The sequence below is a fragment of the Mesoplasma lactucae ATCC 49193 genome (genome assembly GCF_002441935.1).
Lineage (GTDB): Bacteria > Bacillota_I > Bacilli_A > Mycoplasmatales > Mycoplasmataceae > Edwardiiplasma > Edwardiiplasma lactucae.
The window spans coordinates 697,625-721,435 of the sequence record NZ_CP023668.1; the positions used below are offsets into that span (position 1 = coordinate 697,625).

Consider the following 23,811-nt stretch of genomic DNA (forward strand, 5'->3'; position numbering starts at 1 on the left):
AAGCTAAATTCCTTAGTTTTTTTAACGAATATTTTGATTAAAGAATTCAGAAAGAATAGTTTGATATTCTTCTTCTTGTTCTTTGGTGGTGTTTTTATTTAATGAAAGATAGTTATCATGTAAAGCAAAGCTTCTAGTTACATCGTTTTTGTCGTTATTAAGAATGTAATCAACTGACTTAATTTTAGCTTGTCTAATGGCTGAATAGCACATTCCACAAGGTTCTAAAGTTGTATAAATGACACAATCATTTAATTTTGTATTATCTTTTAAAGCTTGATTAATGGCATTAATCTCAGCGTGACCACTTATTGTATTGTTTTTAACTCGATCATTATAACCTTCAGCGATTATATTACCGTTCTTATCAACAATTAAAGCACTCACAGGAATATCATTGTTAGCCAATGGTATTTTTATTAATTCCATCAATCTTTCATAATATTTATCTTCCATTACTTTGTTTCCTTAATAAATAAAAAACCAATATACAAGACACAGATCCTTATAGCTGCTACCTTCCGGTCCTGACTAGGTTCAGACGTTATCTTTATACTGGCAAAATTATTTTAACATTTTTTAATAAGTTCAGTAAAACTTATTTTAAGTATTTTTCGTTATTGAAGTATGGTTGTAACACTTCTGGAAGAATTAATTTTTCTCCATCTCAGTAATTTTCTAAGATTGCAGCAACTAATCTATCAATTGCAACACCGCTACCATTTAAAGTATTAGCGTATTGAATGTTTCCATCAGCATCTCTTGTTCTTAGCATCATGTTTCTTGCTTGGAAGTCACGTGTGTTAGAACATGAAGAGATTTCACGATATTTTTGTTGTGAAGGGAATCATACTTCTAAATCATAAGTTCTAGCAGCACTGAATCCTAAATCTCCAGTACATAGTTCAACAACTCTATAAGGTAAATTAAACATTTTTAGAATTTCTTCAGCATCGTTTGTTAATTCTAATAAAGCTTGATCAGAAGTTTTTGCTTCAACAATTCTAACCATTTCAACTTTATTGAATTGGTGCAAACGAATTAATCCTTTAGTATCTCTACCAGCACTTCCAGCTTCTTGTCTAAAACATTGTGTATATGCTGTATATTTTTTAGGTAATTCAGAAACATTTAAGATTTCTCCATCATGAATATTAGTTAAAGGAACTTCAGCAGTTGGTATTAAATATTGTCCATCTGTTGTTTTATAAGCATCATCTGCAAATTTCGGTAATTGACCAGTTCCATACATAATATCAGCGTTAACAATAACTGGTAATCCAAATTCTTCATACCCATTGTTTGTATGTCTTGTTAACAAGATATCAGCTAAAGCACGAACCATTTTAGATCCTCTATTTGTGTAAACAACAAATCGTGAACCGCTTAATTTTGGCCCTAATTCAAAGTTAACCAAACCAAGTTTAGTAGCAATATCTCAATGAGGAACTTCTTGAGTTTTTTTAAATTCATCACCTCAACGACGCATTTCTTCATTTTCACTGTCATCAGTACCAACTTTAATATCAGCATCTGGTAAGTTTGGAATGTAATGCAATAAGTTATCTAATTCAGAACTTGTTTCTTTTAATTCTTCATCATATTTACTAATAGCTTCATTCATTTCTGAAACTCTTTTTTTAATTTCATCAGCTTCAGCTATTTTTTTATCTCTAACTAAGCTTCCAATTTCTTTAGATAAAGAGTTTTTATCACTCTTTAATTTCTCAACATCCATGATGATTGATTTACGTTTAAGGTTTAAATCTACACATTTCTTTAAATCGTCTGTATAGTTACCATTTCTTGTATTCAATCTTTTTGCTACTTCATCAAAATTAGCTTCAATGTAATTAATATCTAACATTTTCCCTCTCCTAAATCATTTAAGTATAAGTAATTGAGATAATAATTTATCTCTATTTACCTTTTATTATAGCGTTTTTATACCTTATATAAATGTTTATTTTATTAACATAAAGTTAATCAAAGTCATCGTATAAATCAAAAGGAATCAACATATTTTGTGATTCGAAATAAAATGCTGCAACTTTTCTAATCTTGTCTATAACTTTTTGAGCAACATTGTGACCAGATCAAGCAACTCCACTAAAGTCTAAAACATCATAGTGGTAAGGAACTTCTTGTTCTCTCATGTCTCTTCACAATACTGATGCATTACCGTCGTTAAAAAACACTCTATTAGTTCCTAAGAAGTATTTCCCACTTGCGAATCCATCTATAACTTTTGGTTGAAACAATTTATACATTTGCATTTGGTTTCATCCTGTAGCTCTATAGTTTTTATTAAATTCGATTGATTCTGAAACAAAAAATCCATCTTTATTTCTGGTTTTTCTTGCTACGAATTCGATAGGGTCATAGCCATCAAGTTTTTTAGCAGTGCTATCTAATTGATACTTAAGAATGTAAACTCAATAAGTTTCGCTTACTCTTTTACCATCAGAATTTGTAACTGTTCTTGTTCTTTGTTCTTTATCTTGATTTAAAGCAAATCTCACTTCTTCATTGTTTAATTTAAAAGAAAGACCATTTATTCCTCTATAGACTTTGCCTCTATTAATACCTTCATATTTAAAATTGATTGAACTGTCTACAAGTCCTTGTGTATTATCAAAATATATTTGATAAAGTTTTTCAACAATTGGTCCTAGAGCGCTGCTATTTTTCATAGCCACTTTTTTCTTATAGGCACCATGTAAAGTACTAACTATAAATATAGTTAATGAGGCTATAACAAAAGCTACAATAATAGGCACAAATGTTTTTGAAAACCCCATAGCAATTTGAATAATTACAGCTATGATTGTTAATAACGCACCACCACCTATAACTCATCAATAATTTTTATTGAATACAGGTTCTTCAATTTCTACTTTATCTATTTCTTTTCTCATAAGCTCGCAAGCTTTTTCGTCATTTATCATTTTTTCCTCCTATAACAAAAAAATACAACGGTTCCTAATCGGAAGTCGTTGTAAGTATGATTTTGTTTCTATTAAAAACCTAAATCCATTTTTACATCTTTTCTTTCTTCAGGTGTTGATTCAAAGAAAGGTTTTGAAGATAAGTGTTTTTGTGAAGCAATAACATTATCAGGATATTGGGTAATTGTTTGATTGTAAATAGATACGTTTGAGTTGTAGATTCTTCTTGAAGCTGCAATATTTTGTTCACAATCAGTAATTGATTTTTGTAAACTCTTAACATTTTGAGTAGCTGTTAAGTTTGGATATGCTTCCATTTGAATATTAATACTTCTTTGTAATTGAGTCATTTTGTCGTTTAAGTCTGCTTTTTCTTCAGTACTTAAACCGTTTACGTTTGTGTTTCTTAATCTAGTTACTTCTGTTAATGTACTTTGTTCATATTTCATTGCTTGTCTTGTTACATCAACTAATTTAGTTAAACTATCAGATCTTTGAGTTAATTGAGTATCAATTCCAGAATCTGCTTCATTAATTTTTACTAAATATTTATTTAATTTATTTGAAATTCCAATTGAAATAAAAATTGGAATAATAAATATAAAAGAAAGGTATCAAAAGAATTTACCAACTCCACTTGCTGTAGCTGGTTTTTCTTGATTAAAGTCTTTTTGGACTGCCATTTTATGTTCCTCGTTTTCGTTTTTTCCATAACTATATTTTATAATTTTGATTTTTAAATACAACGAAATTAAAAAAGAAAAAAGAGCTTGAGCTCTTTTAAAATTATTTTCTTAATCTTCTTCGAAGTCTTGGTTTTCTTCACCATGTTTACGGTATTCTAACGATACTGATGTTATAACATCTTTACCAGCTAATCTAATACCTCTAACTCCAGCAGCAGTTCTAGATAATGTAGGAACGTCACTAACTCTTGTTTTAATTAGATTACCGTCAGATGAAATAATTAACAACAAGTCAGATTCTCTAGTTCCAAGAATTGCTTTGAAGTCACCATCATGTAAATTCATAACTTTAACTCCTTTAGCATTTCTTCCACTAATTCTGTATTCACTAATCTTAGTTTTCTTGAAGTTTCCTTTTGATGAGATTGTTGTGATTTCATCAACTCCAAATGAAGTAGTTGCACCAACAACCGCATCACCTTCTTCAAGCTTAATACCTTTAACTCCAGTAGCAGTTCTTGATAGCGGTCTAATTTTTGATTCATCAATTCTGATAACTTTACCATCTTTTGTAGCAATGAAGATTGTTTCTTCGCCAGTTGTTGGTAATACAGAAACTAAACGATCATCATCTTTTAAGTTAATAGCGATTTTACCGTTTTTGTTAACTCTATCAAAGTTTTCGATGTCAGTTTTCTTAATGATTCCATCACGTGTAACGAAGTTTAAATATTTGAATTTACCTTTATCATTTCTGATTGGTAAAATAGCTGTAATTGTGTCATCTTTAGTTAGTCCATCCAAGAAGTTGACTACAGGAATACCTTTGTTGGTACGTGAGTATTGTCTAATTCCATAAGCTTTTGTTCTGAATACTTTACCAGTATCAGTAAACATCATAACTCAGTCTCTTGTTTTTCCCATAGCAGAAAGAACAATTGGGTCATCTGGGTTATTATCAATTGAAATTCCACGACCACCACGTTTTTGAACTCTAAATTCGTTTGGATCTAAACGGCGAATATTTCCTTCTTTTGAAAGAACGATCATCATTTTAACGTCAGGAATTAACTCTTCATTATCAATGTCTAACATTGCATCTGGAATTGTTTCTGTACGACGGTCGTCTCCGAATTTTTCATTAATTTCTTCTAATTGAGCAATAAGAACTTGGTTTTGTTCTTCTCTATCTGAAATTAATTTATTTAGATAATCTAAACGAGAAGAAATTTCATCCATTTCTGTTTGAAGTTTTTCTCTTTCTAAGCCAACTAAACGTTGTAAAGTCATAGCAAGAATTGCTTTAACTTGATCTTCGTCAAATCCATATTTAGCCATTAAGCTTTGGCGCGCTTCTTCAGTACTATTAGAATTACGGATAATGTGAATAATATTATCGATATCATCTAATGCTTTGTGTAGCCCTTCAAGAATATGATGTCTTGCTTGTTTTTTGTCTCGTTCAAAAATAGAACGTTTTACAATAATGCTAATTTGATATTCTACATAGAATTTAATAATACTTTTTAAATCTAATAGAACAGGAATTTGATTATGTAAAGTTAACATGTTAATTGAAAAACTTGTTTGTAAAGGAGTATATCTGTAAAGTTGTGATAATACTAAATCGGGATTAGCATCACGTTTTAAATCAATAACAATTTTGATTCCTTCTTTTAAGTTTGATTCATCACGAATATCTGAAATTTCAGTAATTTGTTTAGTCTTAACTAGTTCAACAATTTTTTCAATAATTTTTACTTTGTTAGTTTGGTAAGGGATTTCACTAACAACCAAACGTTCATGTTGTCCATGTTCTTCAGTTCTGATTTTGGCACGCATTCTGACGCTACCTTTACCAGTCTTATAACCTTCACGCATTGAAGGACCATTTGTCATTAATGCTCCAGTTGGGAAGTCAGGTCCTTGAATGTAGTTATCTAAAATTTCATCTATGGTAATGTCGTTATTTTTAACATAAGCAATAACAGCATCATTAACTTCTCGTAAGTTATGAGGTGGAATGTTTGTAGCCATACCGACTGCAATTCCCATAGCCCCATTTACTAATAGGTTTGGAAAATATCCAGTTAAATATGATGGTTCAGTTTCTGTAGCATCATAGTTATCTACAAACGGAACTGTATCCATATCAATATCTTTGATTAAGTAGTCAGATATTTTTGCTAAACGTGCTTCTGTATAACGCATAGCGGCTGCTCCATCACCATCAATTGAACCAAAGTTTCCGTGACCATCAATTAGAGGGTATCTGTATGAGAAATCTTGAGCCATTCTAACCATGGCTTCATAAACAGAACTATCACCATGTGGGTGGTACTTCCCGATAACTTCCCCAACAATACGAGCTGATTTTTTGTAAGGTTGGTCATGAGTCATTTTCAATTGATTCATAGCATAGATAATACGTCTATGAACAGGTTTTAATCCGTCACGTAAATCAGGTAATGCCCTTGAAACAATAACACTCATTGAATATTCTAGGAAGTCACGACGAACTTCTGTAGAAACATCAATGGGTAATATACGACCATGACCAAAATCTATTTCTTCTTTTTCACTCATCTTTTAATTACTTCCTTTTTATTTATTAAATCCGTGGTAAACATCATTTGTTTGTTTGTATAAATCTTTGATGTCAAATCTTTCACGGTAGTTTTTTGTATCTCCAGTTAAGATAGCTTTAATTGCTTCACGAGCAGATTTATGAGAATCAACAACAGTTAGTTGAGGAACGTCTCCTTTATTTAAATCTTTGTCGTAGAAAGCTCCAGTAATCATTTCGTTTAGTCCAAATCCTACGATTTCTCCATGAATAACACCTTGTTTATATCTGAAGTCAGAAATAATTGGGAACACTAATTTTGAAGGATCGTTTTTAGCCATTTCAACAACTAATCCAAATTCCATATGTGTTCCAGAATCTCATCCATCCATTTCAAGAATAACGATGTCTGATTCTTTAATTCCTTTGTAGTCTAATGCAAAAATTTCTTCATTAGTTGGTGCAGTTCCTTGATTGGTATCAAAGTCTACAGGGTTTTTAATTGTGTAGTCTGGGAACATTTTTCTAAGTTCTTCACCTTCACGTTTTCTTGCATCTCATTGTGCTTCGTTGAACATTGATCCAGCATTGTAAATGATTTTATTTTTCATAATTCTTTTTCCTTATCTAATAACTAAAAATCTAAATTTGTAACAAATTCAGCGTTGTCTTGAATATATTCACGACGTAATTCAGGGTCTTCTCCCATTAAATTACTAAATACTTCATTTGCTACAGCCGCATCTTCTAAAGTAATACGTAGCATAGTTCTGTGTTTTGGATCCATTGTGGTTTCTCACAATTGTTGTGGGTCCATTTCTCCAAGTCCTTTGTAACGTTGAATTCCGTATCTTTTACCAGCGAATTCATTGTTTTTAAAGTCATCTAATTCTTTATCAGTATAGGCATATGCAACTTGTTTTCCAGCTTCAATTTTGAATAATGGAGGTTGTGCAATAAACACATTTCCATTTTGGATTAATGGTTTCATATATCTATAGAAGAATGTTAATAATAAGATTCTGATGTGTGCTCCATCAACATCGGCATCAGTCATGATAACGATTTTTCCATAACGAATTTTACTAATATCAAAATCTTCTCTAACTCCTGCTCCAATAGCAGTAATCATTGTTTTTATTTCTTGATTTGTAAATGCTTTGGCAGGTTGTACTTTTTCAACATTTAACACTTTACCTCTTAAAGGTAAAATTGCTTGATATTTACTGTTACGACCTTGCTTAGCAGAACCACCCGCAGAATCCCCTTCGACGATATATAATTCGGCAAATTCAGGGTCTTTAGATGCACAGTCAGCTAATTTCCCAGGTAATGAGAAACCATCTAAAGCAGTTTTTCTTCTTGTGTCTTCTCTTGCTCTTTGAGCTGCAAAACGTGATTTTTGAGAAGTTTGGATTTTATCCATAATTGCAGCAGCATCTTCTGGGTTATTTCATAAATAACTTTCGAAGTTTTCACCAACAACTGCATCAACCGCGATTTTTGCATCAGGGTTAGCTAGTTTGGTTTTGGTTTGTCCTTCATATTGAGGATCAGTATGTTTGATACTGATTACTGAAGTCATACCTTCTTTAATGTCATCTCAGTTATAACGTTGAGGTGTTTTATTTTTGTTGATGTCTTTTTCAGCAGCATAACGGTTAATAATTCTAACCATGGCTTGCTTGAATCCATCTTCATGCATTCCACCATCACGAGTATTAATGTTGTTAACGAATGAAACTGAATCTTCATTGTATTCAGCGTTTCATTGAACAGCAATTTCAACTTCGATTTTTTCTACAATGCCATCTGCGTAGAAGACAGTTTGGTTTATAGCAGGTTTTCCTGTATTTGTTTCTTTAACATAGTCAACAATTCCGTTTGGGAAATGATATGTGACAGTCTTATCAATACGTTGATCAGTAAGTTGAATAGTAATACCTTTGTTTAGGTATGCTAATTGTTTAACTTTGTTTCTGATTGTGTCGTAGTCAAAGTCTACAGTTTCTTTGAAAATTTCTGGATCGGGTTTAAATAAAACTCGAGTACCGTGGTCATCGGTTTTACCAATGATTTCCATTTCGGTTTCTTTTGTTCCCCCTTCAGAGAACACTTGATGGTAGATGTTTCCGTTTTTCTTAACTTCTACATCTACGTATAAACTTAATGCGTTAACAACGCTGGCTCCAACCCCGTGTAATCCTCCAGAAATCTTGTATGATTCTGAATCGAATTTTCCTCCGGCGTGTAATTGAGTAAATACTAATTCAAGAGCAGTTTTCCCAGTGTCATGGTTAATTCCAACTGGAATTCCACGTCCATTATCTTGAACAATAACTTCTCCATTTTTTGTAATAGTTACTTCGATATGAGTAGCTTCACCAGCCATTGCTTCATCGATTGAGTTATCTAAAATTTCTCAAACCAAGTGGTGTAATCCAGTCACACCAGTTGATCCAATATACATTCCAGGACGAACTCTAACAGCTTCTAGCCCTTTAAGTACTCTAATCGAATCGGCATCATATTCATGCTTGTTATTTTCAGCCATTAATTCACCAATTCCTTTAATCTAAAATGAAAGACTAGATAGTCTTTCTTTGTACTAATTATATCATAATTAGCATTATTTTAGCCGTTGTAAAGGTTTAAAGGCATATGAAAAAAACCACTAGAAAATGAAAAAAACCTTAAAATGCGTTGTTTTTTTCGCAAATTTTAAGGTTTTAGGTTGAAATTATTTATTTTTTCTCACTAATAAGAGTTGTTATATAAATTTATATATTGGTCTAAATCAATGTTTTCTGGTCTTAAGTTTTCAGATATTTGGGTTTTATTTAAAACATCTTTCGCTTTTTCTTTGTCTCCTAGAACTCTACCTAGATTATTTAAGATTGTTTTACGTCTATTATTAAAAAGTTGTCTTACAAACGAAATGAACTTTTGTGGGTCTTTTACATCATTAACATGATCATTATTGAAAGTTAAACTAACAATTGCGCTGTCTACTTTTGGTATAGGTCTAAACATTTTTTTAGGCACTGTGAATTCATATTTTGTAGTTGCATAAAAATCACACGCTATAGATAGATTATTATAGTTATTTTCATTTACTTTAGCACATACTCTTGTAGCCACTTCTTTTTGCATCATGAATACAGCTTTAGTTAATAAGTCATGTACATCTAAGGTATTGAATAAAATTTCACTTGTTATGTAGTAAGGCATATTAGAAATTAAAAAAACATTCTTATAGTCATATTTTTTATTTTCTCCAGCTATAAGTTCTCGTAGGTCAACTTCTAAAGCATCTTTAATAATTAGTTCAAAATTTTCACTATTTATTTCTTTATTTAAGATATCCTCCATATCTCTATCAATTTCTATAGCTATAACTTTTTTAAATCTTTTCACTAATTGTTTGGTTAGAGCTCCTTTACCAGGACCGATTTCTATGACTAAACTATCTTTTTCATTACCTAATAAGTCAACAATCTTTGTAATTAAATTTGGATCACTAATAAAGTTTTGTCCAAATTGTTTTTTTGCATTAATTTGTTCCATTGTTTTTTCCTTCTATAATTTTCTTTACGTCTTCTACGTTATTTCCCATTCAATTTAATCATTTAAATAATGTTTTTGAGCTAGTTTTTGAATCAAAACTATAGTAATTACAAATGATTGTTCTGTTTTCTTTTAAATAGAAATCATTATCCAAATATTCATGTCACGAAATAGTTTGATTATCATTATTAAATTCAATTAAATTGTCTAAAGCATCTCTAATAGCTTCTTCAGTCGCTTCAGCAATACCAATCTTTTTCTTTCCTTCAACCATATCTTGTTTGGTGATAAATGCATTCTTAACTTTCCCAGGGAATTCTAAGTTAATTCTTTCTCTTATTTTCTTTCCAGGGCCATCTGGATCAGTAAAGACAATAATTTCGTTATTTTTAGACGCTTTTTTAATGTTGTTTAATATTTTGTCGTTTATTCCAGCTCCAGAAGTCTCGATTGTCTTAATAGAGTCTCCATAAATTTTCTTTAGCTTCTGAGTGTCAGTTTTTCCTTCAACTATTATTAAACTATTCTTAAGTTCTTCCACTTATAGCACCTATTTTCTATTGTTATAGTCATATTTTTATTACTAAACCCTTTATTTATAATGGTTTTTATAGTCATACTAATTTTATATCCATAGCAATATTTTTATATTCCTATAGTCGTATTTTTTACAATCTATAGCTATAATTCTTGCTATAGATATAATCTATAGTCATATTTTATATTATTTAATCGCAACTTACGTAATAAAAAAACCTAGACTTTTGCTAGGTTTTATCCAATTGATAACGGTAAGACAAGTTGTCTTAAGCTTTTATCAGTGGTTGTGTTCTCAATTTCTAAAGGTTTAACTGAAGAAATTAGGTTTACAGATACTTTATCATCTTCAAAAGTTCTAAAGGCATCTAATAAATACTTGATATTAAAACTAATCTTTTGTTCTTTACCTTCAAATTCAAATCCTGTTAATGTTTCAGAATAGTTCCCGACGTCTGGGCTATTTGATGATAAATCAATTTTATCATCATCAATTTCAAGAGTAACAATGGGGGTCATGCCTTCTTCGCTAGTTAAATTGGCTCTCCCTAAGGCTTTAATTATCTTTTGACGTTCAATTACTAACTTAGTTTCAAAGTTGTCAGGGAACGCACGTTCAACGTTTGGATATTTCCCTTCAATCAATGTTGTTTGGAATAAAGCATTATGATCTAAATCAAAAGTGATATATCCATCCAAAATATACATTTTTAGCTCATTTGCGCCATCTAGTAGACGAATTAGCTCATTTAATGTTTTGTAAGTAATAGTGAACTCAATATCTTCATTTAAAGGGCTTTTTAAGTTCAATTTCTTTGTTGAAATTCTATAAGAATCTGTTGTAAAGACCTTTAAAAATGAATCTCCTTGTTTTCCTTGGAAATTCATTCCTGTGAAAATCAATTTTTTATTATATTCATCAACAGAAACCATTGTTTGTTGAATCGCTTTTTTCAATTCTTTTGGATTTATTTCAAGTTCAGCGCCAGTTTCTCTAAAACCGATTAATGGATAACTCTCAGCATCCAAGATTTGAAGGTTAAATCTTACTTTTGAAGTCTTAATTACAAGCTCATTGTTTTCAACTTTGCTTAATTCAACGATCTCATCGTCAATCTTTCTTAATACTTCAATTAAAAATCGTCCTTTAATTAAAATATTTCCAACCGATTCAACTTCAAAATTTTCATCAGTACTTTTATTCACTCTTGCTTTTCAGTTCATGTTCCCATTAGAACTTAAAAGAGTGATGCTATCATTCTCAACACTTATATAAACTCCAAGCAATTCAGGATTAACAGCCTTAGGGTCGATAATCTTGTTTGCTTTAGATATTTCATCTAAGAGAATAGAACGAGTCATTTTTAACTTCATTTTATAACCTCTTTTACATTTACTTATATTTTAATGGAACAAACAACTTTATAAAACTAAAAAGGTAAATAAAAACAAAGTTCTCTAAATGCAAAATCAAAAGAAGAGAAGAAAATACTTTTCCTTTACTTTCTTGTTTTCTTTCTTTTGTTATTGTTGTGCCGTGGATTTGTGGATAACTTTAAAAATTGTGATAAATAAAGGGTTTTATAAACCTAATTAACTTTTAATAAATATCCAAAAAACACAATAAAAAAAGTAACTTTTTAGTTACTTTAACAATCATATTTAATTTGTTGTAATGTCATTTTTTAATTTCATAATAACTTTTTTGAAATCTTTGTCATTATCCATGCGATCTTGGATTTTATTGACTGCATTTAAGACAGTGGTGTGGTCTTTTCCACCAAATTCATGACCAATTTGTACGTAACTGATATTCAAAATATCCTTTGTTAAGTACATTGCAACGTGTCTAGCATTAGTAACAACACTAGTTCTTGTTTTACCTTCAATTTGTTTTCTTGAGACTCCGTATTTATCTCCAACGATGTCTTTAATCTTGTTAGAATTTAGCTTTCCAACAACGTTTGGTTGCAATCCATCAAGCATTTTTTCTTGTAACATGCTTAAAGTAATTGGTCCTGGTTCATCATCGAAGTAGAATCCAAATCTATTAACTATTTGTTGGATTTTACGAACATCACTAGCATAATAAGAAGCAATATAATCTAAAGCTTCATTGGTGATGTTTCATTCTTTATCAGTATCTTTTAAAGCTTCGTCTAAAATATGACGAGCTGTATCGACATCTGGCGTTTGAATATCAACGCTTAAACCATAATTTAATCTAGTAATAATACGTTTATCAAACCCATTTAGATCTTCTGGTCCTTTATCACTTGTGATGATGATTTGTTTATTTTCTTCCAGATAATAGTTAAAAATTGAGAAAAGTATTTCATTTGTCTTATCTTTATCTTTTAAAAATTGGATGTCATCAATTAAAAGCACATCATATTGCATAATGCCTTCTTTAAAGGCTTCGATTTCATGATAACCCTTTAAAATCACATCGACTGCTTCGTTTCCGAACTTTTCTGCAGTGACATAATAGCATTTTAAACCTTCGAAGTTTTCTTCGATTTGGTTTTGAGCTGCTTTTAAGAGGTGAGTTTTACCTAAACCAGAATCTCCGTAAATAAATAACGGATTGTATCTAGATCCAAGTTCTTCGCTGACCTCATTTGTGGCTTTAAAGGCCTTTTTATTGCTGTTTCCAACTACAAAGTTATCAAAGCTTTTAATATTTTTCCCAGTTTTTTTAGCTTTGGTTTGTGTTTTTCTTATTTCATTATATTCATTAACCCCAAGAACGTTTAAATTAACGTTATGTCCAAGTTCACGTTTGATTACTTCATTTATTTTGGGTAGAGCCGCCATAACGAAGTTTTTTCCAACTGAAGATCTTGCAACAACAAAGTATGACATTTCATCTTCTTTAGCTAATTCACTTGATGCAATATACGATTTGAACGCGTTATTGTCGATATCTGAATCAACTGCAAGAGTATCTTTGATTTTTTCTCAAAGTGTATCTGTCTGCATTTTGTTAATAACCCCCTTAACTCATAGATATTATTATATCTTTTTTATCCACATAGTGAATTGAAAAGTGAATAAAAACTGTTTATTCACAATGCTTTAACATAGTTATACACATTAATTAACATTATTTATTAACACTATTTTAAAGTTATCCACATTTCCACATAAGGTTATTTTTAGGTGTGGAAAACTTTCCACAGTTATCCACAGGAGAAATTTGATTTTTGCGCCTATTTTCTCTTACTGTTAATTAATGAAATTATTTTTTCTTAAAACGTATAAAAAACCGTATTTATAAGATATAATCTTTTTTGAAATTGTCTTGAAAGAAAAAGGAGAGTGTTAACAAATGAAAAGAACTTGACAACCAAGTAAAATTAAAACTGCTCACACTCATGGTTTTAGAGCTAGAATGGCTTCTAAAAACGGGAGAAAAGTTATCAAAGCTCGTAGAGCAAAAGGTAGAGCAAAATTAAGTGCTTAATTTGTTTAAGGCAAATTAAGCTTTTTTAATATTTACGATGAAAAATCAAAGAATCATTAAAAACAATTATGAATTTCAGTCAATCATAAACAAAAAGAACGTTAAACAAAGCAAATCTTATATTGCCTATTACGTACCAAATGATCAAAACAATGGTTTAAAGTATGGAATTAGCGTTGGTAAAAAGCTTGGAAATGCAATTTTACGTAATAAAGTTAAGAGACAAACTAGACATATGATAAATGAATTGCTTCCAAAGTATGAAAATCTGAATTTTAAAATTATAATTATTGTGAGAAAAAACTTTTTAAGTAATAATTATGAAATAAACCTTAAGAATTTAGAGTATATTCTTAAGAATCTCAAAAATGAAAAATAAATTAACTGCAAAGGAGGGGAAAGACTTTGTATAAACAGAGCGGAAATGGGAATAATTCCCGCGTTCTTGACTACTTTAACCCCAAACAAAGTAACGAACCTAAATCAAAAAAGGTTTGAAAAAACATTTGGAAATGAACAAAAATCTTAGGATTCCTGTTTATTGTTGTTTCTATGCTATGGGGTTGTGTACAAATGTACCAATCTGATTACATGGTTTCTCAAGTTACAGATATGACAGGAAGCAAAGTCTTTGCACCTGGTACTACATTCGAAATTGCGATTCGTTCGCTTGGTGATGAGCCGTCTAAAATGTTTTTAGATAACAATGCCGGCATCGATAATTTCGCTGGTTATGCTTATAACCCGATTGGAAGTTGAAAAGAGGCCTTTACGGTTACTAAATCACCATTCTATGGTTTCTTCGTTTATCCAATGGCCTTTATCCTTGTAGGATTAGCTAAAGGATTCTCAGGAACTGTTAGTCCAGGATTAGATCCTCATTCACAAAAAGTATTTGGAGTATCAATTTTCTTCGCTTTATTCTTCACTGTGTTCTTCGTGCGTTGTATCACATTAGCCTTCTCATGAAAATCACAAATGAATCAAGGGAAAATGCAAGATATGCAAGCTAAACAAGCTGAAATTCAAGCAAAATATAAAGATAAAAAAGATAAAGTTTCAAGACAAAAAATGACTATGGAAATGCAAGCGTTATACAAAAAAGAAGGAATCTCACCTATGAGTTCCTTAGGTAGTGCTTTTGCTCCATTACCATTCTTGTTTGCGATTTATGCTGTTGTTAGATCAACAAGAGTTATGAAAATCGCTAATATTGGTGCCATTTCATTAATTGAACAACCTTGACACCAAGTTACACATGGTCACCCAGTGTACCTAGCGTTATTACTAACTTACTTGCCATTACAAATTGTTTCTATGTTATTACCAACATTCTTACAATACCGTAGACAAAAAGGACAACCTTTATCTGCAGCGCAAAGAAAAGCTAGAAAACGTAACTTAATCATTCAATGTGTAATGATTGTAGTATTCATCTTCGTTGTTGCGTCAATCGCATCTGGAGTTGCAATTTACTGAATTCTTTCATCAGGATTCCAAATTGCTCAAACCCTAGGTTTCTATTTCTATAACCAAAAGAAATCTAAACATGGTTCACAAGAACGTGATAGACGTTTACGTCAACAAGAAAAACGCAAAGCAAAAACTGATAAACATTAGTTTTAAATAATTAATTAAATCCGCTAAAAATGCGGATTTTTTTGTTTTTAATTGTTAAACTTTGTTTCATTTTCTAATAAAGGTTAAAATAAAAGTTAGTTAACAAAAATGAATTAAAGTACTATTTTATAAAGTAATAAAGAGGTGAAAATATGGCTCAAATTAACGATACAATCGTAGCTCCTGCAACTAATATAGCTACTCAAGCTATATCCTTGATCAGAATCAGTGGAGAAGATGCTAGAGAAATAACTAATAAAATGACTAAAAAACCAGTTCCTGACAAACGTGGATTCTATTTACGCAAGTTATATGAAGGTTCTGAACTAGTTGATGAAGTAGTTATTAACTTCTATAACGCACCTAATTCTTTCACTGGTGAAGAAGTCGTCGAAATTGCCTGTCACGGGGGTATTTTAAACACAAACCATATAATTAACGTAATTCTTAAAAACGGCGCAAGAATGGCCCTTAAAGGCGAATTCTCGCAACGTGCGTTCCTAAACGGAAAGATAGATTTAATTCAAGCTGAAGGAATCAATGATTTGATTCATGCTTCAAATGATTTAGCTTTAAAAATTGGTATCGATAATATGAGCGGAAGTCATAATAAAGCTGTTTTAATTCTTAAAGAAAAATTAATGGACATAATCTCAAGAATTCAAGTTTCTATAGACTATCCCGACTATGATGATGTAGAAGGTTCTTCTCATGAAGACCTAATTTTATTACTACAACAAATCGCTAATGATGTAGATGGAATTATTAAACGTTCTAAAATGGCTGTGAAGTCTGTAGACGGAATTAATACAGCTATAATTGGTGAAACCAATGTAGGTAAATCTTCATTATTAAACGCTTTAATCAATGAAGATAAAGCTATAGTCACAGATGTTCCTGGTACAACCAGGGATATTGTAGAAGGAAAAATCAATTTAGGCAATACGACTATAAATCTTATAGACACTGCTGGAATTCGTGAAACTACAGATGTCGTTGAAAACATAGGTATTAATAAGTCGAAAGAATATATAAAGAAAGCTGATCTTGTTTTATATGTTGTTAACTATGACAACTATAAAGATAAACAAAATCAAGCTATGTACAATCTGTTAAAAGATAAACAACATATTATTATTCTTAACAAATCAAAAGACTTAACTTCAGAACAAATAAAAGAAGTTAACAATTACTTCGGAGAAAAAGTAGTTACTACAAACGCTCTATATGGAGATATTGATAACTTAATCAACTTGATAGAAGATAAATATAATAATGAAGAAATCTTAAAAGAAGATAGCCTGGTGCTAATCAATTTAAACCAAATTTCATTATTAGAAAAGGTATCAAGTAATGTTCACAAAGCTCTTGATAATATCAAAGCAGATTTCCCTATTGATATAGTTAATGTAGATCTTTATGAAGCATGAAACTATTTAGGTGAATTGATTGGTGAACAATATGATGAAGAAATCATTGATAACATTTTTAGAAAGTATTGCTTAGGTAAATAAATATGCTAAAAGAAGACTTAACAAAAATTTATGATGCTCATACTCATTTCAATGATTCTAGCTATGAAGAAAATGGTATAGCTATAAAAACTATAGTAGAAGATGCTGAAAAAGAAGGCGTAGGTTACTTCAATGATGTAGCTTTCGATTTAGATTCATCTATTCTTGCTATAGAACAAGCTAAACAATTTGATAACGTATTTGCTACAGTTGGAATTCATCCGACTGAAATCGAAACTCTAACAAATGAAGTTTATGACCAATTAAATATTCTTGCTATGGATACAAAAGTTGTAGCTATAGGCGAAGTTGGTATAGATTATTTCTATACAAAAGAAACTAAAGAACAGCAAGCTATAGGTTTTCAAAAAATGATTGATTTAGCTATAGCTAGAAATAAAACATTAATGATGCATATACGTGACGAAAGAAATGTCTATACAGCCTATGATGACGCTATAGCTATACTTTCTAGAAACTCTATAGCTAGAAAAGTTGTTCATTGTTTTTCTGCTAATGTCGATTATGCTAAGAAATTCCTAAATTTAGGATGCTATATAGAAATCGGCGGAGCAGTTACTTTTAAGAATGCTAAAGAATTACAAGAAGCTGTTAAAGTTATACCTCTCGAAAGAATGCTTGTTGAAACAGATGCACCATATTTAACACCACACCCTCATAGAGGTGAAATGAATTTCTCAAAGAACATTGTTCTTACTGTCGAAAAGATTGCCGAACTTAAAAATGTTTCTAAAGAAGAAGTTATTGCTAAAACTACCGAAAACGCATTTAACTTGTTTTTAAAATAATCATTTCATGTACTCTAAATAAAAGGAGAACTATATAATGTGATATCTACATACATTAGACAAATATAACTATCTAGTTACTGAACTAGAATGAAAAAACTTCGTTAATGGTTATAAACCTAACGAGCAAAAGGGATTGGAAAAACTTTATAAAAGACTTACTGCTTCAGATAAAAGTACTGTTCGTGGATTAAGAATTTTATTAGACATTATCGAAAACGATCCTAAAATGAAAAAAGAACTTGGAATTAATCCTTTTAACTTAGCTCCAATTGGATTAGAAAGTTATGTAAACTTTGCAGATGAACTCAACTTAGTTGTTTATAAAGTTAATGACTTTACTCAATCTGGTTCTTTGTTTTCGAATGAAAAATCAAAAAACGCAGCAATTTATACTGAAAAAGAATTAATTGCTAAGATTGATGAAAAATTAGATTCTGATTACAATTACTTAAAAAATTTCCCAACATCATACATCATTATTCTTTTACCAAGCACCATGGATGAATCAAAAACCAACATTGCTAAAAAGGTTCAAGAATTAAAAATGAAAAGCTATGATTATGATAAAAAAACAAACATAGTAAAAATTATTGTTAAATAATCCAATCTAAAAAGACAGCCTTTCTACTAGGTTGTCTTTTATTTCGCTTTTTTATACCTATAATAATTCAAAAACTATATTTTAGTTTTCTTTTAGTTATAAAATTAAAATATATGGAGGGATTTAAAATGGCAGGAATTTATGACACACACGTCCATTTAAATGATCAAATTTACTTAGACTTAGATGTAACTTCAGCTGATATTGTCAAATCAGCAACCCAAGCAGGAGTATCAATTATGAATGTTGTTGGTTATGATGTTAAATCATCTAAAATCGCATTAAGATATGCAAACGAATATCCAAATTTATATGCAGTTATTGGTATTCACCCAAATGAAGCACAATACTTTACAAAAGAAGCAATTCATTCTTTAGAAGATTGAGCTAATGGTGACAATGTAGTTGCTATTGGAGAAACTGGATTAGACTATTCTAAATCAAAAGAATTTGCAAAAAATCAAAAAGAAACTTTTGAAGCCCAAATTGATATAGCACTAAACCTAGGATTACCAGTTGTTTTACACATTAAAGATGTTGACGGATCATTTGAAGCTTATGATGATACTATTGAAATCTTAAAAGCTAAGAAAGTTAAAAAAGCAGTAGTTCACTCTTATGAAGGCGACTTAGCTCATGCAAAAGAATTATTTGCGATGGGTTATTATTTATCATTTTCAGGAGTAATTACTTATAAAGAAAATGCTGAACTATTAAATGTAGTTAAAGCTTCGCCAATCAATCAAATTATGATTGAAACTGATTCACCTTATTCTGCACCAGTTCCATTTAAAGGAAAAGTAAACTATCCTAAAAATGCTGTAATTGTAGCTGATGCTGTAGCAAAAGCTAAAAATATGGATGTAGATGATTTGATATCAGCTACAAGAACAAACGCACAAAAATTATTTAATGTAGACTAAAATCTATAGCAAGAAAAAAAGAAAAAATACCCATAGTATTACTACGGGTATTTTTTTACGTTTCGTTAGTTATTAATTTGCTTTACTTAAACTTGCTAAAATTTGTTTCAATTTGTCTTCATCTTCTGAAGGAATAATTTGGTTGAAAAGTTTAATTGTGTCTTCATAAACTTTTTTACCTTTTGGGGTAGAAAAGATATTATTTTGACGACGGTTCTTTTTGTCTTGACGACGTTCAACGAATCCTTCTTCTTCTAAAGTATTTAAAGTTCTAGCAACTTTAGATTTGTTTACTCATAAAGTTTCACCAATTTTTTCTTGGTTTAATCCTTCATTAGCAACTACTACTAAAATATAAAATAGGTTGTCTCCACCAATTTTATATTTGTTGTTAATACTTTTTTGAATTTTTTTAATCAAGTTATAAGAGTTTAAAGCATAATTAGTAACAACAGAAAAATTTTTATCGTCCATAAAAATTCCTCTCCTTATTTCTAATCTTATTTCTTTGAGATAGAGTCTGAAATCAGTTTAGGTTTCTTATGTTTAAACTAAATCTTCGAAGTTTAAGACTTTATCAGCCCAGTTAGTTTCGAAATTTATATCATGGGTTGTTAGAAGAACAGTACCTTCAAAAGCATTGATAGCTTCTAAAAGTGCTTCTTTTGCAAGAACATCGATGTGGTTAGTAGGTTCATCTAATATCAATAAACTAGATGGAACTAAACTTAACGCAGCTAAACGAACTTTTGTTTGTTCTCCCCCGGATAACAATTTCATCGGGTTATTCATTAAATTCGATTTGATACCAAAACGGCCAATAGTAGCGCGAATTTCACCATCCAACATATTTGGATATTCGCGTTTTAAGAATTGGACAGGTGTTTCATCACCTGCATGTTCAACTTGGTGGAAGAATGCCACTTCTACACCATTACCAAGTTCAACTTTTCCATCTATTGGTTTTATCTCTCCAGCTAAAGTTTTTAAGAATGTAGTTTTACCAATACCGTTGTACCCTTTAACAATTGCCTTTTCACCTTCTCTAAGTTCGAAGTTTAAAGGATTTTGTAGTAGGGGAAAATCATAACCTATTTCTAGATCTTGAATTTCTGCTACAACACTTGCTGCAGGTCTTTTGTATTTAAAACTCATGTTAGGCTTAACTAGATCTTTGCGTTCTTCTAACACATTCATTTTATCTAATTGTTTTTGTCTTGATTGAGCACTCTTTGCAGTTGATGCTCTTGCCTTGTTTTTATTTACATATTCTTGTAACTTAGCAATTTGTTGTTGTTGAGACACGACAGCCTTATCATATTGTTCTTTTCTTAATTCTGATAGCTCTAAATATTTTTCATAATTACCAACATAGCGATTTATTTGTTGATTTTCTATTGCATAGATAATATCAACAGTTTTGTTTATAAAGTCGTTATCGTGAGATACCAATAAGAAAGAATTTTCATAAGATTGTAAAAATCTTGCTAATCATTCTACTTGTTCAATATCTAAAAAGTTTGTTGGTTCATCTAGAAGAATGAAATCATCATTTTGTAGCAATAATCTTGCTAACAAGATTTTTCCTCTCTGTCCTCCAGATAATTGTCCAAGCTTTTTGTTCATATTTTCAGGATCGATTCCCAATCCTGAGACTAAGTTCCCGATTTGTTTATCGATTGTGTCGAAACCTTTTAAATCTAGTTCTTCTTGTAAAGCTAATGCTTTGACTAGATCCTCTTCTTTATATTCAATTGCCATTTCTTGGTAAATGTTTTGGATTTGATCATTTATCTTGTACAAGTCCGCAAATGCGCCTTTTAAGTAGTCTTCTGAACTAATTGACATATCTACGTCTTGGTGTTGATCTAAATAACCCATTTTTGCCTTTGGGTGTATTTCGATAGTTCCGTGGTCAGGTTGATCCTTACCACTTATAAGATTCAATAATGTAGTTTTACCAGCACCGTTAGCCCCTAATAAGGCAACGTGTTCACCTTTGTTAACTCTCAAGGTTGAATCTTTGTATAGTAACTTGTCACCATTTGCATGACTTAAGTTTTCTACAAATACTATACTCATGAATATTGCTCCCTCGTTATTGCATAACACAAATTGTATACAATACATCTATTATAATTTATCTAGGCTCTTTTTAAACATTTTGAAACAGTTTTAAAAAAACACATTTTTAAATAAAAACTCTTTATCAAAAAGAGGTTTATTTTTATAAACCCTTTATTTTAAATAGTTTTTTCTCTCAATTTATTTTTATTATTTAATGTTTTCCATTTTTAAAAAAAGTTGTCTTCTTACAAATTAAACAATATTTTCATACTTATTTATAGTGGGAAACAAATTAAATTGATAAATGTTCTTATTAATACTTCTAAGAAGAATTTTTAGCCCTTATTTTCTCATAATTATAATTAAAATATTAGCTAAATGTTTTTTAAATTTTTTATTACGTTATAAAATTAAAGAATATGGAAGAACAAAAGCACAAGAAAAAAGAGATTCCTTGGTATGATAAACCATTTTTTAAATGACTTTATTCAACTAAAAAACCAAGTAAACAAACTTCAACTCTAACACCAGAACAACAAGCACAACTAGTGAAGTTAAATGGTGGTTGATATGAAGATGAATTATTTATTCCCATGATGACTAAACGTGAAGCAATGTTACGCTATGCTAGCACTTGAAAAGCCATCTGATTTTTTTGTATTCCAACAATCATTTTAATGGTCGTACAAGGACTTTATAACATTGTCGATAAATCATTATCTCTTGTTTATGTAACCCCACATGCGGTTAAAAACCTTGATTATATGAAATATATGATTATGGGTGATGGTAATGGAAATCACACGATTTTACTTGATGCATTGCAACATACAAGCAATATTAATATACCTGCAGATATTGCTAAAATAATTCCAAATTATTTAGCTGTAAATCCAGATAAAGCAATGGAAATAGCTACAAATTTCTTCACATTTGATAACAATGGACTTGTTCAATACAAAAACAATAATGGACAAGCGTTGTTAGATTATCTAAATAATGAACATATTGAAATTTCTTCTTCAAAAATGAAGGAGTATATTAACGTTTCAACGCAATATACGGTGCAATCTTATAATATCGTACTTTCATTCACTCAAATCTTAGCAATCGGTGCTGGAATGCATTATTCAACCGAATTTGGGAAAAGAAATAAAGAAAAACTAAAAGAAATTGCTGGAAATGGAATTACTTATAGCTTTATTGCTTCTATTTTAGTTGGATTCTTATTATTTTCACTTTCTTTTAGACCTTGAGGACAAGTTTTAATTTCTTCACAAATGGGTTCTCACAGAAACTTAATTGTTGAAGAAATGGCTTGAAAAGATGTTGAACCATTGATTTATGGAATTAGTGCAATTTTCTTAGCTTACTTAACAATGAATATGTTAAGAAGTGAAGGAAAAATGATTCATATTATGATCATGACAATTACTAGTTTAGTTGTTAAATTTGTTACTTCAATTTTATTAATGAAATATACTTCATTAGAATTAACTGGAGCACAAATGGGAACTATCTTTTCATTCCTATATCAGTTTATATATTGTTTATTTGTCATGTTCTTTAGTAAAGTTACTTATTCTAATTTCACTTGAAGAAACTTATGAGACTTAAAAATATCAAACCTTACTTATTCATTAAAAGCAGGATTTCCAAACTTTATTAACTACTTTGCATTCGTAGTTAATGGTTATGTTTCAACTGCTTTAGTGATTAGATTGCCTGAATCAAAAGCAGGACCTAGTGTTGTTGAAAACGGTGGAGTTTCAATTAACCAACAACTAATTTCAGCAATCACCCCATGAAACGACTTCATTCTTTCTGCTTGTGTTGGATTAAATCAAGGAGTTAGAACCATGATTGCTTACAACAATGGTGCTGGTAAAAATGAACGTATTTTAGAAATCTTAAAACGTTCTAGTTGATTAATGTTTGGATGATTCTGTTTCATTCTTGTGATGATCTTTGCGATTGGGCCTTACATGTTAAGATTATTTGCTTTCCCAGCTCAATATGCTCACTATGGAAACGTATTCTATTGATACTTAGTCTTATTCTTCATGTTTTATCCTTTAGCTTGCTTTACTTATATTGATTTAGGTTTATTCCAAGGTAAAGGAAGAACAGTTGCTGCAACTATTTCTTCATCATTAAGAGCTTTAGTTATCTTTGTACCGTTAACATTTATTGGATGAGCAGTTGCAAGAGCTACTGGTAATCCAATTTGATACTTCTTCTTTATTGGTTTAACTGATTTAGTTTCAGCCTTTATCTTAGTACCAATGTTAATTGGATTCTATATTCAACAAAAACGTACAAATCAAATTCATGACAAACGTGATGATGATATTACCCTAGCAAGTTACTATAAGCTACTTATTGATACTTCAAAAGATAAAAAAGAAGTTGAAAATTACAAACGTGATTATGATTTAAAAATTCAAAAAATTACAAACGAACATAATGCGCAAATAGCAAAATTACAATAAAAAAATAGAGTT

Annotated in this window: 21 protein-coding genes and 1 other RNA gene; 8 read left to right on the top strand and 14 right to left on the bottom strand. The window is 30.4% G+C overall.

Features of this window, described 5'->3' with window-relative positions; all coding sequences use genetic code 4:
- Window positions 1–21 precede the first annotated feature (21 nt).
- From CP520_RS03085 to dnaA, 12 genes are all read right to left on the bottom strand, one after another.
- Window positions 22–456, bottom strand: a complete 435-nt coding sequence (locus tag CP520_RS03085) for a nucleoside deaminase (RefSeq protein WP_096862986.1) — start codon at window positions 454–456, stop codon at window positions 22–24.
- A 14-nt stretch (window positions 457–470) separates the two neighbouring features.
- An RNA gene (gene ffs, locus CP520_RS03090) (signal recognition particle sRNA small type) lies at window positions 471–567 on the bottom strand.
- 31 nt (window positions 568–598) lie between these two features.
- Window positions 599–1,867 carry a serine--tRNA ligase gene (gene serS, locus CP520_RS03095; RefSeq protein ID WP_096862987.1) on the bottom strand — a complete coding sequence of 423 codons (1,269 nt, stop codon included), beginning with the start codon at window positions 1,865–1,867 and terminating at the stop codon, window positions 599–601.
- A 115-nt stretch (window positions 1,868–1,982) separates the two neighbouring features.
- A complete protein-coding gene (locus CP520_RS03100; RefSeq protein ID WP_096862988.1) occupies window positions 1,983–2,948 on the bottom strand; it encodes a hypothetical protein in 966 nt (321 codons plus the stop codon).
- A 71-nt stretch (window positions 2,949–3,019) separates the two neighbouring features.
- Complete coding sequence (locus tag CP520_RS03105; RefSeq protein ID WP_096862989.1) at window positions 3,020–3,631, bottom strand: LemA family protein; 612 nt, start codon at window positions 3,629–3,631, stop codon at window positions 3,020–3,022.
- 111 nt (window positions 3,632–3,742) lie between these two features.
- Complete coding sequence (gene gyrA, locus CP520_RS03110; protein ID WP_096862990.1) at window positions 3,743–6,220, bottom strand: DNA gyrase subunit A; 2,478 nt, start codon at window positions 6,218–6,220, stop codon at window positions 3,743–3,745.
- An 18-nt stretch (window positions 6,221–6,238) separates the two neighbouring features.
- A complete protein-coding gene (locus CP520_RS03115) occupies window positions 6,239–6,811 on the bottom strand; it encodes a nucleoside 2-deoxyribosyltransferase (protein WP_096862991.1) in 573 nt (190 codons plus the stop codon).
- 23 nt (window positions 6,812–6,834) lie between these two features.
- Entirely contained in the window at window positions 6,835–8,754 is a 1,920-nt protein-coding gene (gene gyrB, locus CP520_RS03120) for a DNA topoisomerase (ATP-hydrolyzing) subunit B (protein WP_096862992.1), read from the bottom strand.
- A 203-nt stretch (window positions 8,755–8,957) separates the two neighbouring features.
- Window positions 8,958–9,758 (bottom strand): 16S rRNA (adenine(1518)-N(6)/adenine(1519)-N(6))-dimethyltransferase RsmA, encoded by an 801-nt coding sequence (gene rsmA, locus CP520_RS03125; RefSeq protein ID WP_096863136.1) that lies wholly within the window; start codon window positions 9,756–9,758, stop codon window positions 8,958–8,960.
- Complete coding sequence (gene rnmV, locus CP520_RS03130; RefSeq protein WP_096862993.1) at window positions 9,754–10,308, bottom strand: ribonuclease M5; 555 nt, start codon at window positions 10,306–10,308, stop codon at window positions 9,754–9,756. Before rnmV ends, rsmA begins: the two co-directional genes overlap by 5 nt.
- A gap of 233 nt (window positions 10,309–10,541) precedes the next feature.
- Window positions 10,542–11,678 (bottom strand): DNA polymerase III subunit beta, encoded by a 1,137-nt coding sequence (gene dnaN, locus CP520_RS03135; protein ID WP_096862994.1) that lies wholly within the window; start codon window positions 11,676–11,678, stop codon window positions 10,542–10,544.
- A 288-nt stretch (window positions 11,679–11,966) separates the two neighbouring features.
- A complete protein-coding gene (gene dnaA, locus CP520_RS03140) occupies window positions 11,967–13,286 on the bottom strand; it encodes a chromosomal replication initiator protein DnaA (RefSeq protein ID WP_096862995.1) in 1,320 nt (439 codons plus the stop codon).
- A gap of 349 nt (window positions 13,287–13,635) precedes the next feature.
- Here dnaA and rpmH point away from each other — a divergent pair, with 349 nt between their 5' ends.
- The 7 genes from rpmH (at window position 13,636) to CP520_RS03175 (ending at window position 19,240) form a co-directional block, all read left to right on the top strand.
- Entirely contained in the window at window positions 13,636–13,770 is a 135-nt protein-coding gene (rpmH, locus tag CP520_RS03145; protein ID WP_096862996.1) for a 50S ribosomal protein L34, read from the top strand.
- Window positions 13,771–13,807: 37 nt separating this feature from the next.
- Window positions 13,808–14,149 carry a ribonuclease P protein component gene (gene rnpA, locus CP520_RS03150; RefSeq protein WP_096862997.1) on the top strand — a complete coding sequence of 114 codons (342 nt, stop codon included), beginning with the start codon at window positions 13,808–13,810 and terminating at the stop codon, window positions 14,147–14,149.
- A gap of 26 nt (window positions 14,150–14,175) precedes the next feature.
- The gene (gene yidC, locus CP520_RS03155; RefSeq protein WP_279306708.1) at window positions 14,176–15,390 is read left to right on the top strand and encodes a membrane protein insertase YidC; all 1,215 of its coding nucleotides are present in this window, start codon (window positions 14,176–14,178) and stop codon (window positions 15,388–15,390) included.
- A gap of 152 nt (window positions 15,391–15,542) precedes the next feature.
- Window positions 15,543–16,904 carry a tRNA uridine-5-carboxymethylaminomethyl(34) synthesis GTPase MnmE gene (gene mnmE / locus CP520_RS03160; protein ID WP_096862998.1) on the top strand — a complete coding sequence of 454 codons (1,362 nt, stop codon included), beginning with the start codon at window positions 15,543–15,545 and terminating at the stop codon, window positions 16,902–16,904.
- A gap of 2 nt (window positions 16,905–16,906) precedes the next feature.
- Window positions 16,907–17,713 (top strand): TatD family hydrolase, encoded by an 807-nt coding sequence (locus CP520_RS03165; RefSeq protein ID WP_096862999.1) that lies wholly within the window; start codon window positions 16,907–16,909, stop codon window positions 17,711–17,713.
- Between the two features lie 37 nt (window positions 17,714–17,750).
- Complete coding sequence (locus tag CP520_RS03170; RefSeq protein WP_096863000.1) at window positions 17,751–18,317, top strand: hypothetical protein; 567 nt, start codon at window positions 17,751–17,753, stop codon at window positions 18,315–18,317.
- 128 nt (window positions 18,318–18,445) lie between these two features.
- On the top strand, window positions 18,446–19,240 hold the full coding sequence (locus CP520_RS03175) for a TatD family hydrolase (RefSeq protein ID WP_169835710.1): 795 nt from the start codon (window positions 18,446–18,448) through the stop codon (window positions 19,238–19,240).
- A gap of 72 nt (window positions 19,241–19,312) precedes the next feature.
- On the opposite strand, the gene CP520_RS03180 is transcribed toward CP520_RS03175, so the two are convergent.
- Together CP520_RS03180 and CP520_RS03185 are read right to left on the bottom strand one after the other, a co-directional pair.
- The gene (locus tag CP520_RS03180) at window positions 19,313–19,714 is read right to left on the bottom strand and encodes a MarR family winged helix-turn-helix transcriptional regulator (RefSeq protein ID WP_096863002.1); all 402 of its coding nucleotides are present in this window, start codon (window positions 19,712–19,714) and stop codon (window positions 19,313–19,315) included.
- A gap of 72 nt (window positions 19,715–19,786) precedes the next feature.
- Window positions 19,787–21,322, bottom strand: a complete 1,536-nt coding sequence (locus CP520_RS03185) for an ABC-F family ATP-binding cassette domain-containing protein (RefSeq protein WP_096863003.1) — start codon at window positions 21,320–21,322, stop codon at window positions 19,787–19,789.
- Between the two features lie 404 nt (window positions 21,323–21,726).
- On the opposite strand from CP520_RS03185, the gene CP520_RS03190 reads away from it, so the two are divergent.
- A complete protein-coding gene (locus tag CP520_RS03190; RefSeq protein WP_096863004.1) occupies window positions 21,727–23,799 on the top strand; it encodes an MATE family efflux transporter in 2,073 nt (690 codons plus the stop codon).
- Window positions 23,800–23,811: the final 12 nt, after the last annotated feature.